The sequence below is a fragment of the Streptomyces sp. NPDC006602 genome (assembly GCF_042870385.1).
Taxonomy (GTDB): Bacteria; Actinomycetota; Actinomycetes; order Streptomycetales; family Streptomycetaceae; genus Streptomyces.
Genome location: NZ_JBIAHG010000013.1, coordinates 111,828 through 123,950 on the forward strand (window position 1 = coordinate 111,828; position 12,123 = coordinate 123,950).

At 68.8% G+C, this 12,123-nt stretch carries 11 protein-coding genes, 1 tRNA gene and 1 pseudogene; 7 read left to right on the forward strand and 6 right to left on the reverse strand.

The features are described 5' to 3' along the window. Window positions 1–187: 187 nt before the first annotated feature. The 3 genes from ACFYO2_RS28980 to ACFYO2_RS28990 all read left to right on the forward strand — a co-directional run bounded on the left by ACFYO2_RS28980 (window position 188) and on the right by ACFYO2_RS28990 (window position 2,620). The gene (locus ACFYO2_RS28980) at window positions 188–874 is read left to right on the forward strand and encodes a DUF317 domain-containing protein (RefSeq protein WP_388354958.1); all 687 of its coding nucleotides are present in this window, start codon (window positions 188–190) and stop codon (window positions 872–874) included. Between the two features lie 353 nt (window positions 875–1,227). Continuing rightward, a complete protein-coding gene (locus ACFYO2_RS28985; protein WP_388354959.1) occupies window positions 1,228–2,100 on the forward strand; it encodes a hypothetical protein in 873 nt (290 codons plus the stop codon). Between the two features lie 100 nt (window positions 2,101–2,200). Further along, window positions 2,201–2,620: a hypothetical protein gene (locus ACFYO2_RS28990; protein ID WP_388354961.1), complete on the forward strand. Its 420-nt coding sequence runs from the start codon at window positions 2,201–2,203 to the stop codon at window positions 2,618–2,620. Window positions 2,621–2,701: 81 nt separating this feature from the next. Here the strand turns inward: ACFYO2_RS28990 and ACFYO2_RS28995 are convergent, their stop codons facing one another. The 4 genes from ACFYO2_RS28995 to ACFYO2_RS29010 all read right to left on the reverse strand — a co-directional run bounded on the left by ACFYO2_RS28995 (window position 2,702) and on the right by ACFYO2_RS29010 (window position 7,273). Continuing rightward, window positions 2,702–4,426 carry a relaxase/mobilization nuclease domain-containing protein gene (locus ACFYO2_RS28995; RefSeq protein WP_388354963.1) on the reverse strand — a complete coding sequence of 575 codons (1,725 nt, stop codon included), beginning with the start codon at window positions 4,424–4,426 and terminating at the stop codon, window positions 2,702–2,704. Beyond that, window positions 4,423–4,923: a plasmid mobilization protein gene (locus ACFYO2_RS29000; protein ID WP_388354964.1), complete on the reverse strand. Its 501-nt coding sequence runs from the start codon at window positions 4,921–4,923 to the stop codon at window positions 4,423–4,425. The genes ACFYO2_RS28995 and ACFYO2_RS29000 overlap by 4 nt, the downstream gene beginning before the upstream one ends. 810 nt (window positions 4,924–5,733) lie before the next feature. Continuing rightward, window positions 5,734–6,423, reverse strand: a complete 690-nt coding sequence (locus ACFYO2_RS29005) for a hypothetical protein (protein ID WP_388354965.1) — start codon at window positions 6,421–6,423, stop codon at window positions 5,734–5,736. Window positions 6,424–6,430: 7 nt separating this feature from the next. Beyond that, complete coding sequence (locus ACFYO2_RS29010; RefSeq protein ID WP_388354966.1) at window positions 6,431–7,273, reverse strand: helix-turn-helix domain-containing protein; 843 nt, start codon at window positions 7,271–7,273, stop codon at window positions 6,431–6,433. A 476-nt stretch (window positions 7,274–7,749) separates the two neighbouring features. Between ACFYO2_RS29010 and ACFYO2_RS29015 the strand changes: the two genes are divergently transcribed. The 4 genes from ACFYO2_RS29015 (at window position 7,750) to ACFYO2_RS29030 (ending at window position 11,234) form a co-directional block, all read left to right on the forward strand. After that, a complete protein-coding gene (locus tag ACFYO2_RS29015) occupies window positions 7,750–8,007 on the forward strand; it encodes a helix-turn-helix domain-containing protein (protein WP_388354967.1) in 258 nt (85 codons plus the stop codon). A gap of 90 nt (window positions 8,008–8,097) precedes the next feature. After that, window positions 8,098–8,463 (forward strand): helix-turn-helix domain-containing protein, encoded by a 366-nt coding sequence (locus tag ACFYO2_RS29020; RefSeq protein ID WP_388354968.1) that lies wholly within the window; start codon window positions 8,098–8,100, stop codon window positions 8,461–8,463. Between the two features lie 47 nt (window positions 8,464–8,510). After that, complete coding sequence (locus ACFYO2_RS29025; RefSeq protein ID WP_388354969.1) at window positions 8,511–10,013, forward strand: LacI family DNA-binding transcriptional regulator; 1,503 nt, start codon at window positions 8,511–8,513, stop codon at window positions 10,011–10,013. Between the two features lie 570 nt (window positions 10,014–10,583). After that, a complete protein-coding gene (locus ACFYO2_RS29030) occupies window positions 10,584–11,234 on the forward strand; it encodes a hypothetical protein (RefSeq protein ID WP_388354970.1) in 651 nt (216 codons plus the stop codon). 171 nt (window positions 11,235–11,405) lie between these two features. Here ACFYO2_RS29030 and ACFYO2_RS29035 read toward each other — a convergent pair. Beyond that, window positions 11,406–11,479: transfer RNA gene (locus tag ACFYO2_RS29035), tRNA-Pro, on the reverse strand. Window positions 11,480–11,553: 74 nt separating this feature from the next. Next, window positions 11,554–11,955, reverse strand: a pseudogene (locus tag ACFYO2_RS29040) (integral membrane regulator); the annotation flags it as partial. Window positions 11,956–12,123: the final 168 nt, after the last annotated feature.

Here is a 12,123-nt window from a genome sequence, read left to right on the forward strand (position 1 = left end):
CCAGGTCACAGACCGGCAGCGGACACCAGTTCGCCGGAGGCAGACGGGAAAGATCCGGAAGGGACTGGTGCTCCGCGGCGAAGGATGCCAACGTACAACGCCCTGCCGGAAACACCCTGAGCCCACGGAGGCGCCCCTGCACCCGCACGATCTCAACGACCCTTCCCGTCCCGACTCGCCGGACCCGGTGTACTGGGTCACCCCTCGCCACCTCGCCGGTGACGACGGCGTACTCGCCGAGCGGATCGGCGACACCCTGGTCGGCCTCGGCTGGCGCATGTGGCCCACGGCCCGCCACACCCTGCTGTACGTGAGCCGGGACGGGCTGTGCGGCGCCGAGTGGATATTGGCGGCCTACCCGTTCGAGCTGGGCGAACTGCCCGTTGCCTGGCAACTGAGTGCACGCCCCCACGCCGCCTCCGCGCTGTCGGAGTGGAACGCCTACTTCACCACCGGCGTCCCGTACGAGGCGCTCGCCGATCTCCTCGTTGCCCTCGACGCCCGTGAGGCGCCGGACGTCGGTTGTGCGGGGCCCGAGACGGTCGTCAACGCACTCGGCGCACGGGGCTGGTTTCGCGACGTGGACCGACCCCGCACCACCGCCATCGACCCCGGGTTCTCCTCCAGCGTCTCCCTGGAGATGCTGCCGCCGCTGATCGAGGACGCCGATCCGCGTCCCGACCTGGTGGGTTGGCAGGCATGGGCGCAACCCGTTCTCCGCGCCCCGTATTTGTGGTGCGCGAGCTTCAGCACCAGCGTCCCGCATGACCTGGTCGCCGCGTTCGCCTCCTCGCTCGCCTCACCGGACCCGGTGCCCCGCCGCACGCTGCCCGAGAGCGCCGAGGGCCAGCTCAGCGTCGTCCGCCGCGGCTGACGCCTCTCAGCCTGCAACCGGCTATCTCGTATCCCGCGCGACGTCACCCACGTAGGTGCTCCTGCGCTGTGCAGGACCGGATGAAGGGTGCGCCTTCTGGCAGGGGCATCTTTGCTGTGCGGCTGAGTACGCGGACTGCTTGTCGCCGCCCAGTCCGTGCGTTGAAGAGCGCGAATTGTAGTGCCGCGTAAGGGTTCTCGGGCTGGATGCCTTCGAAGGGAGAAGGGACGCGTGGACCGCACCTGACGCTGGGGCTACGAGGACAGAACAGCAGCACGAGAGTCTCGAAGCCGGTGGGTGGAGCCGTCGGCCGAGGCGTTCAACCCCACGTCATGCCGATCAAGGGAGAACCCGTGAACACCGCAACCGAGCCGACCACCCATGAACAGTCGGCTGCTCCGGCGACCGAGTCCTTGCCTGCCCCAAGCGACAAGCGCCCCAGCACCGCTTCCCGCACGAACGGGTCCCCCGACAGCCTCATCGTTGCCGATGGCAAGCTCACCGAGGCCGGGGAGGCGCTCGTAACGGAACTGACCGCTGAGATCTCGCCCCTGATCAATCGGGCGCCCGACCCCGCAGCCGCGCTCGCCCTGTTCGGGCAGCTCTTCCAGAAAGAGCTCGCGTGTATCGCCGCCACTCGCTCAGCCGCAGAAGGCCGGTGCACCGTACATGGGTGGTGCGTCGAGACCGGCTACCACTTCGACCACAACAGCTCCGATCACGTAGTCACCAGCATTTCCCGGGAAGAGCCCCTCATATACGCGCACTTGGTCCACCTCTCCACCTCGAAACCGGTCATCGGCCTGCAGGGCGATGACCTCGACGCCGAGCAGGCCCGGGCAAAGGCGGCCGAGTTGCGCAAGCTGGCGGAAGCGATCGACGAGATGGCTGGCCTTCTCACGGGAGGCAGGGCGGCAGCCGAGTCCGGCCACTGGCCGTGGTGCCAGCCCGACGAGTGCGTCACCCACCAATACGACGATGGCGAGACGTACATCGAGCACTACGGGCGCAAGGCCACCGCGGTCATGGTCGACACGGACGGCTCCGACACGGTCCGACTCCATGCCCATCTCGGCTTCGACGAGGGCACAACCAAGGAATACCCAGACGTCTTTCTTGAGGACCCCGACGGCCCCGGTGTGTTCCTCGACGTGCCCTCCCTCGACGCCACGATCTCCCGGCTTTCGGACTTCACAGACACCTGCGCGTCATGCGCCTACAGATGACCGAACCGCCAGTCGAGGGCCCGACCCCGCAGGAACGTGTCGAGCGGGAGGTTGACCGGGTCATGGCCGCCATCTCCGAGCCGCGGCCGGAGGTACGGGCATGACGACAATCGACAGGCAGGCGGCTTTCGACAACTTCCGCGAGCGCATGTGCGACCACCTCGCCGCCGTGTCCGAGCGAACGCAGCGCCACCTTCACGTCGAGCAGGCTCTTCTCGACGACGGCACCTTCTTCACCCACCGGCTCGACGGCGACGACCATCACGTCGTCTACGACCCCCAGCAGATCAGCCCACTCAACGTCCGCCAGTTCCTCGGCATCTACGTGTCGTACACCGAGGGTCGCATCCTCGACCAGATCCGCGAGGCCGCCTACCGGTTCGACACCGACGGGTGGAGGCAGTTCCACGAGGAGGTCACCAGCTGGATCGATCGCACCCAGGACCCCGAGGGCGTCATAGATCAGGTCCTGGATCTCATCTCCAGCGAGCAGACCGAGAAATCGGAAGCGCGGCCGTGAGCGCCGAACCCGCCGTGTCTCGGGCCGCACGGAGTGTGGACCGAGACATCTGACCTGCCGCCAGGTCCCGAATTCCATAGATCATCTGGCCTTACGGCGCAGGTCGGTCTGGCTCGTGGAAGGCCCAGTGGTGCGCCCGGCCGACGGCGCCGTGGGGCTGCTGTTGGGCTGAGGTATTGCGGAGGCGTCGGCGGGCAGGTCGGCCATGCGGCGCAGCCGCCACACCAGCACGTCGCTGACCGACTCCGCGGTCTGAAGCTCCCGCCGCCCAGCCGCCTCCGTCAGGAGTGCGGTCGGATCGTGTCCGGCGGCCTCGGTGTCGGCGAGGGTGGCGGCCAGCGCATACCAGCCCGGTTCGGCCAGGACCTGTTCCGCCAGCTCCGGAACCGCCTGACGCACGTGGGCAGCCTGCTTCTGACGCAAGGGCTGGGACATACGTCGGCCTCGTTGGTACAGCGCGGCCAGTGGGATGTCGGCCGCGGCCCGGTAGGCGGCGCGCAGGTGCTCGGCCGACTGGTGGGCGGCGGCGGCCTGCTGGGCGTGCTCCTTCTTCGCATGCCAGTGGGCGGCGGCGGTGACGAGGAAGAACAGCATGTCGATCGCCATCGCGGTGGTCTCGCCGTCTTCCCCGCGGCCGAGTGCCGGCCCGCTGTAGACGAGGTCGCGGGCGGCCTGGCGCAGGGCACGGTCATGTCCGCGCTCAGCCTTGATGTGGGAGCGGGTGGCCCGCTCGAACGCGAAGGCCGCCTTGCCCAGTTCGGTCCGGGTGTGGGCGGCGGAGGTCTTGGCGAGCGAGTCCAGGATCTCCCCGGCCGCCGCGATGTGCGCGGCCACCTGGGCGTCCTCACCACCGTCGATGACCAACACCGCCTGCCACGCGGCCGTGGCCGCCCGCCGCCGCGCCGCCGCAGGGCTGCTGGGTGCCGGGCCTGTGGGCTGCTCCGAGAGTGTGTCGGTGCTCTGGGGCGAGGTGTCGCCGGACCAACGTTCGCAGATACGGGGCAGGGAAAGGTCGGGAGAGAGCGTGGAGCCCGCGTAGAACACTGGTTCCTGGTCGTCGTTGCGGTCATCGGGCAGCGCAACCTTGTACCCGAGCAGATCGCCGGAGGGCGCGACGCGCTGCCGGATCAGCACGCCGGCGGCGGCCAGGCGGTCGAAGAACTCCTTCTCGCTGGCGGCGCCGGCCACCGCGCGGCGGACGGTTTCGCGTAGTTCGTCGCGCGAGGCACGCTCCTTGCCCAGACGTTCGGCCTTGTGCCGCTCGGCGCTGGTGGTGCGTTTGGCGGCGGTGCCGTCGCCGGGGGTGACGCGGTGGAGGCCGTAGTCGGCTTCGATGAGGCGCGATTCGGCCTGGGCGCGTTTGCCGGAACGGTGGTGGTCGGGGCGGCGGCCGTCTTCGCGTACGAGGGTGGCGACGATGTGGATGTGGTCGTCGGCGTGGCGGACAGCGGCCCAGCGGCAGCCCGCGCCGTCGCCGGGGTCGATGCCCGTGGCCGCGACGATGCGGCGGGCGATGTCGGCCCACTGTTCGTCGGTCAGGATCGGGTCGTTGGGGGCGGAGCGCACCGAACAGTGCCACACGTGCTTCTCGGGCCGCTGGTCGGCGTCGAGCAGATGGAGGGGCTGGTCGAGGAGCTGCTTGAGGCCCTCCATCGTGGCCGAGGGGTCGCGGCCGGGGTCGGGCGCCATGTGGTCGAAGGAGGCGACCAGGTGCGGGTCGATGTGCTCCTCGTGCGTGCCCTTGCCGTAGAGGTAGTGGAGCAGGCCGAGGGTACGGCTGCCTTGCTTGTGGATGCTGGGGATCAAGCCGCCTCACCTTCTTGCCCTTGGCGGTTGGTGACCCGGTCGGCGGCCTCCTTCACGGCGTTGGCCGCGCGGTGAATGTCGGCGAGCACCTCCTTGAGGTGAGGCACATCGCCGCCGGAGTTGAGGGCCTTGGCCACCTGGTTGAGGTTGCTGCCGGCCCAGCCGAGCTGACGGCGCATGGCGAACAGCTCTGTGAGCACATCGCGTTCGGTGGCAATGGTGGCGGCGGTGCGGGACTGGTCACGGGCGGCAGCCAGCGCGGAGTGAGCGAGGAAGCCGGCCAGACTCATGCCGACGGCATCAGCGCCGACCTGGATGATGGCGTGCTCTTGATCGCTGAGGCGGACACTCTGGGCAGGACGCTGCTTCTTGTCGCGCGGACGCGCCTTCCCCCTGATCTTGGTCCGGCGCTTGCGGCCGGCCTTCCCTGGCTGCGATCCGCCCTCGGTCGCAGCCTTCCCATCCGGCGCCCCCTGGCGCCGGACGGACCCCGCCACCCTCGGGGCGGGGTCGGGTTCGGGCGCTCCCCCTGCGGGGGAGTGTCCGAACCTCCAACTTGCTGCGCTGGCTGCGCTGGTGGTTGGGGTGGTGGGCATCTCCTGTTGACGGGTGCCGAGGCGTTCATTGTGTCGTTCGTGCACGTGCGGTTCTCCGGGGTGTGTTCGGGTGGGGGAGCTGAACTGCCAAGGCGCCGATTGACCAGGAATGGGGCAGCTCTTGGGCTGTTGCGGGACGAGATCTGGGACGGGCTGTTGAGGTAGGGCCGTCGGGCCGAGAGTCGTGGTCGAAGGACGTGCGCCGGTGACCGGTTCCCCGGCGTGCGTGCGGCGGTGCACGGTCCCCAGACGGTTCGGGACCGTGACGAGATGTTCATCGGGGACGGTCCCCGTGACACGTCGTCAGGGGGACCGTCCCGTCCTGCTGCACTGCGGGGACCGGTCCCCAACCGCGTGCGCCGATGCGGGGTCGGTCCCCGTCGTCGGGGACGCTCTGGAGACCAACCAGATAGCCGGTCTGAGCTGCAGTTTCCGGGGGACCGGTCCCGAGTCGGTCCCCAGTTCGGTGGCGTCACGGTCCCCGATTCCGACGCGCGGTGTTCCCGCACGTGACGGTCCCCGCCAAGAGGTGACCGTGACCGCGGGGACCGTCGGGGACCGAGATCCGGTCCCCGAACTTCGCAGGCTCGGTCCCCGGGACGCGGTCCCCAAGGTGCTCATCGAGACGTCCTCGTCCATCGGGTCCTACTGATCCGGGACCCGACGGCTGTAGGACGACGAAGCTACGGTGAGGAGCGAGGCTGGCCCGCGTCACGCAGCCCGCTGTCGGTCCATCCGGGCAGTCGCGAGGTCGATGCGCGACGGGTGTGGAGTCGCACGTACCGCGTTGCCCTTGGCGGTGCCGTCCGGGCTTGCCCGCCGTTGTCGGCACGGGGTGCCCGCGGGCGCGTGGCACCACTCGCACCGGACACTGAGCGCGTCGGGGACACCTGTGGTGGCGGCGGCCTCGCGTGCGGCGCGGGTTGGACGGTAGTGGGTCAGCTCGGTGCGGACGGCCGGCGGGATGTATGACCCGATCGCGCGCAGGTGCTCATCGATGTCGCGTTGCGGGTCACCGCCGGTGATCTGCCGGTGTGTGGAAGGCGGGGCCGCGCCGGCCGCGACGGCGTGGCGGGCGCGGAGCAACTCGGCTCGCCAAGCGGCAGGATCGTCCGGGTCGGCAGCCGGTGTGGGGTCGGTGTGCCGGTCGAGGCGGTCGCGCCGATGGGCCCGCCATCTGCGGGCGACGTCCACGGGCAGGATCGGGTACGGGGAGCCGAGGACGTGGGCCCGTATTGCCTCGCGGACGTCCCAGCCGTGGTTCGTGGCGAAGGGCACGTCGTCGAGCAGCTCCTGCCACTGGGCGATCTGGTCACGGGCTTCGCCCGTGCCGGTGCGGATGGTGCGGGGGTCGAGGCGGCCGGTGTAGGCGAGGACAGCGGCGACTTCGCGTGAGTCCAAGGGCGGGTTACTCCGTTCCGGTCGGTTCGTCGAGGGCGGCGAGCAAGGCGGCCATGTGCTGCTCGGAGCGCGTCATGGCAGGTGCCCGGGTGGGCGTGCCGCCGGGCAGGGCGTAGAGGTTCGGGCGGCCTGGGGTGGGGGTGTGCTCCCGGGCGATCCAAGCGCGCCAGTCGGCAGCCCAAGCGGCTGCGGTACGGGGAGGCCACGTGGCCCGGTAGACGCGCCACTTCTCGTCGGCCGATCGGACGGCTTGCTCGCCGAGGCGGTCGAGATGGCCGTGCTGCTGCAACCAGGCCCGGGTGCCGTCGTCGATCTGCCACTGGTCGGCGGAGATGAGTGGGGCAGAGCTGCTGCTCTTACCGTTCACCTTTGGTTCTCTACCGTTCTGGGGGTCGGAATCCGTGCCCCCGGCGGGTCGGAATCCGTACCCTCCCGGGGTCGGATTCCGTTCCCCCAGGCCGTATTCCGGCCCCTCTTCGAAAGGATCGGAAGGGCCGGATTCCGGCACCCCGAGGGTCGGAATCCGATCCCCCGGAAGGGCCGGTTCCCGGTCCCTTTCAACGGCGTGTTCGGCGAGGAACCGGGCGGCTTCCGGGAGGTGGTAGTACGTCTCTCCCCGTGGCCCCTTGCGGTCACCGAGCGCCACGAGCTCGCCGTCGGCGATCAGCTTGGCCAGGGCGTCGCGTACGGCGGTACGGGAGGCGTTCGCTCGCTTCATCAGGGTGGGCACGGAGGCGTACGCGACGCAGTTCCGGTCGCGACAGCGGTCGGCGATCAACGCGAGCACCATGCGGGCGGTGCCCTTGCTTCGGCTGTGGTCCCACACCCACTCTCGGGCGTCGAGGCTCATGGGTCGGCGGCTCCTGGGTCCGGACGGGCAGGTGGAGTTGCGCGCCCTTGTCGGGCGGCGCGCGGGGGGAGTGGCGGTACAGCCCCGGCCCGAGGGGCGTGGGGCTGGCGGCTTCGCCTGGCCAAGACAGCCACATCAACGCCGCAGAAGTCCAGCATTCCGCCGAGAATTCAGACAGCTGACGGCGAACGCATACTCCGGGGCATTCCCTAAATGATAATCCCAGACTGCCGGTTGCAGAAATTGGTTGCCCACGGGGCCGAGCCAGAAGGATCACATCGGGAAGCCGTTGACCTCCGTCGGAGCGCAAGCTACAACACAACATCCCATGTCAGAGCACCCGTCCGCCGGATGCAGCCCCCACCCGTCGGCTGCCCGGAACCCAACCCGCGGCGACTCCCCTTGCCCGGCCGGGCGCAACATAGCCGACGATCGCCGGTTTACCAAACCGGCGAATACGAGTTCCAATTGGAGCTATGGCAGCACGATCCCTGGGAATCAGTCCGGCCGGAATACGGACCGCCTGCACCATCGAAATCCTCCGTACCGAACGAGGTCTCGCCCAACGAGAGTTGGCCGCCCGAGTCACCGCCATCGGCCGCCCGATGTCCAACACGATGCTGTCCCGCATCGAACGCGCCGAACGCCACTGCGACATCGACGACCTCGTCGCCCTCGCCCAGGCCCTCCGCGTCTCGCCCCTCGTGCTGCTGCAGGGACCGAGCGCCATGTGACGAAGGCCGCCCAGCACTGCTGAGTGAGCAGGCCCCCAACCGAGTAAGGACCCACTCTTCTTGCACCACTCCGAGATACCCCCTGCCCCCTTGCGCCGCTTTCCCGGCACCGAGGGCGGAGCCCCCTTGCCCCGTCTCTACCACCCCGAAGAAATCGCCGAAGCCCTCGGCTGTTCCGCCTGGTGGGTCAAGGACCGTGCCCGGCGCGGCCTCATCCCGCACACCCGCGTCGGTCGCGCCTACCGCTTCACCGCCGCACACCTCGCCGAGATCGTCCGCCTCCACGAAGAGCGCCCGAAGCGATCCTTCAGCAGTGCGCCGACAGGTCCAGCAGTAACAAGTCCTCCCGCTGCACGAACTCGTGCCGCCCAGTCTCCTCGGCCGACTACGGCCGCGACGACGGGGCATCTGCGGGCCCGGCCGCCGCGCCGTGCTCAGTACGAGACCTTCGTGTAGCGCGCCCGCACCCAGCCACGAGCCAAGAGCAAGGAGGAAGACGGAAGTTGGGTTTCGCGGAGAAGCGCGGAAGCTACTGGCGCGGCCGGTACAAGACGGCGCCCGGCATGCACCTCACGGTCGTCGATGAGAACGGCAAGGCGATCCGGTTCGCCACCAAGGGTGAGGCCCAGCGCGCCGCGAGCGAGGCCGAGAACAAGTACCGGCGCGGTGACTGGCGCGATCCGTCACTGGGCCAGGAGACCTTCGGCGAGTACGCGAACCGCTGGTACGCGGCCCAGGATCTGGCCGCCTCGACCATGCAGAACTACAAGCGTCACATCGAAGAGCACCTGCTCCCCGACTTCGAGGACAAAGCGCTCGCCGGCGTACTGCGCACGGACGTCGACCTGTGGGAGAAGAAGGAGAAGGCCGTGTACGCGGCCTCCAGCGTCAAGACCTGGCGCTCGACGCTCCACCTGATCTTCGAGGACGCGATCGACGAGGGGTTGATCACGTCCAACCCGGCGGCCAGAAGGCGCGGACGCGGCAAGCGCGCCGGCCGCTCCCGCGACCGCGGCCCGGAGAAGGTCATCACTGACCCGCTCGGCATCCTGCTGACCGCGGAGCGCGCTGCCTTGCTCTCCGGCCGTGACGACGAGTTCGTCGCCGTCGTCCTCAAGGGCTACACCGGCATGCGCTGGGGCGAAATCGTCGGCCTAGAAACGGAGTTCGTCCGCCCCGGTGCCTTCCGCGTCGAGTGGCAGCTCTATGAGCTGGACACCGGCGAACTGGTGCGCTGCCCGCCCAAGGACGACAGCTACCGCACCATCGACTCGATGGACTGGCTGTCCGCCCTGGTCTTCAACCACGTCGCCCGCACGAAGCCGGCGCCCTGCTCATGCCACGGCAGGACCTACGTCTTCCGGGGGCTGGGAGCCGCTCGCACCGGTGGCCACCAGGGCGCGAAGCTCGTTGACGTCGCACGCTTCGCAGGGGTGTCCACGGGGACGGTGTCCAACGTCCTCAACCACCCCGACCGCGTGCGGGAGGACACCCGCGTCCGCGTCGAGCAGGCGATCGCCGACCTCGGTTTCGTGCGGGGCGGCACGACCACTGAGCACGCGGCCCACTGGCGCAGGAACGGCTTCGGCACCTGGCTGTTCACCCCGGCGGTCTCCGGCTGGTACCCGAAGAAGGCACCGCAGGAGGCCCGACCGGTGCCGATCCTCGGTGAGCCGTGGCCCGGTATCCCGGCACGTTGGCGCGGCGCGAGTCAGCGGGCAGACGCCTGCTGGCTCCCGATCGCCAAGGGCCTCACACCCCACGGCCTACGCCACACTCACCGCACGATGATGGAGGACCTCGGCACTGAGAAGGTCCTCATGGACGAGCGCATGGGCCACATCGACGGCTCGGTCTCGGCGCGCTATGCCCACGTCACACTGGGCATGCGCAAGCGCCTCATGCTCGGTCTCACCGAGCAGTGGGAGATGGCACTCGACGCTCGCCTCGCGAGGCGCCCGACGTCACCGGTGCGTGTGCTGGATGATCTACTGCGCGCACGCTAGTAGGAAACGAGGGCTCGTCGCTCGGGACTCTCAATTGCCCCGAGCGACGAGAACCCGGCAACCAGTTCGCTGCTCCCATGGCAACGGCCGTCATCGTGCTCCCGAGTGCCAGCAACTTGAGCGGTGCGCGATCAAGTGTCACGTGCAAGGGGCCGCAACGAAGCTCGAAGGCCGGCGTGCGTGAGGGCGGCTCTGACTGGTAGACCGCTTGAGCGTCAGGAACCACGTGAGAGTTGAGGTGCTTGGCCATGGCCTCTCCGATTCTTCGGGCCTACGGCGCATATCGACCGTAAGCAAGTGGGTTGCCCGGTGATTCGAGCGCGCCCACCTTCGAGCAGCTGCTACTTAGCACCGCAAGTCAATCCGCCCGCCTTCCGGCCTTGCTGTCATGGCTGGTCACTTTCTCTAGGCCAGGTCATGCGGGCGTGACCTGCAGTTTTGTTCTCCTCTCTGTGGCTTCGAGTCGAGTAGCCGAGCACATCAAACTTTCGAAGTCCGCTCTGCGACGGGCCCGTTGCGACAATCACGGTTGTCCTCACCGGGCATGCTGTGACAACTACGGTTGTCCCCATGCGTTCAGTGAGCGATGACGAGTTCTGGTTCGATTCGGACGCCATGGCGGATCCGTGGCGTCCGCCTCATGCTGCCGAAGCAGCCTGGATGCAGGACCAGTTGAGGGAGCTTGCCTGCAAGATCGCGGGTCGGATCTCGGCGCGTGGTCAGGAATGCCTGGTCAACGGACACGAACCCTCTGCTATGGCGGAGTTGTTCGCAGACTGGCAGCTCGCCTACCTGCATGCCCTGCGGTGGGTGCATGAAGCCGCTGAGGCGCTTGCCGCAGAGGCTGCGCTGATGGGCGGGGGAATGGGCGCTACCTATGGCCATCTGGGATCTGCCTGGGGGATCTCCAAGCAGGCAGCGCGTAAGAAGTGGCCCGGCGCGGTCGACGACGGCTCGGGGCAACCAGAGAAGATCACGGTGGAAAGGTACGGCGGGGTTGCCGAGATCACATACCTTCCAGACCGGTGTGCTTGGGGCTGGACTGCTCACGGCGACGATGGAACACACCGGGAGGCGGAGGAGGTGTATACCGTCCGGTGGATAGCCATGAGTGCGGCCGAGGACTTCCTTCGTGATCACGCCGTGCCTTGGGGGGGCGTCGATGTTCCGCATGCGCTTGGCGATCCGAAGGATTGCTGGTGCTGGGATGACGACGCCTAGGCGCAGGAGCCGAGCAGCGACACGTGACGGCGGTTCCCTCGGTGGAGCTGTGCAGGGGGACTGATCCCTCTTTTGGGTCCGGCTCCCAAATGGCTCCCAAGAGTGCCCCAGAAACCCAGAAGGGGCCCGACCCGCAAAGCGGATCAGGCCCCTGACCTGGTGTTTCAGCTGTCGGGGTGGCGGGATTTGAACCCACGACCTCTTCGTCCCGAACGAAGCGCGCTGCCAAGCTGCGCTACACCCCGATTGTCGCTGCTTGTCGCGGCGACGTCGTTTACTTTAGCCCACCGGTGGCTGGAGGCGAAATCCGGTTTTGCTTGGGGGTGGCTGCCTCGCCCGCCAGGGAGAACGGGCTCGCCTCGTTCGCCGGCAGCAGGTGGCACACCAGGCCCGTGATCGTGACGTAGAACAGGACCGCGTCCGTCAGAGCGGACGGCAGGGGGCGGGCGGCCGTCCGTGCCTGGCGGGCCGAGAACACCGTGACCAGCGCCAGCAGGATGGTGCTCTGGATCGAGAAGTGGCTCAGGATCCGGACGGGCTGCCGAGGAGCAGGTCGATCGTCACGGCCGCGGCCGCGGCCGCCGTCAGGGCGATCAGCAGACGGTAGGCGGTAGGCGGCGGCCAGAAGGCGGCGTACGGGGGGCACCACCGCCGTTGCGGGGACTGGTGAGGCCAGCAGCGCGGGCATGCCCGGGATGTCCCTGGATATCGGCGCGGTCATGCCCCTCACGCCAAGTAGGGCAGACAGCGGACAAAGGGGGTGATACGGGCGGGTCGTGCGGGTCAACCCCGGCCCTCTGCCTTCGCTATCCCGGCCCGCCCGCTTCGCTGCCCCCGGCCCGCCGGCTTCGCGCCCCCGCCCCGCCGACTCAGCTAGCCGTCCCCGCCG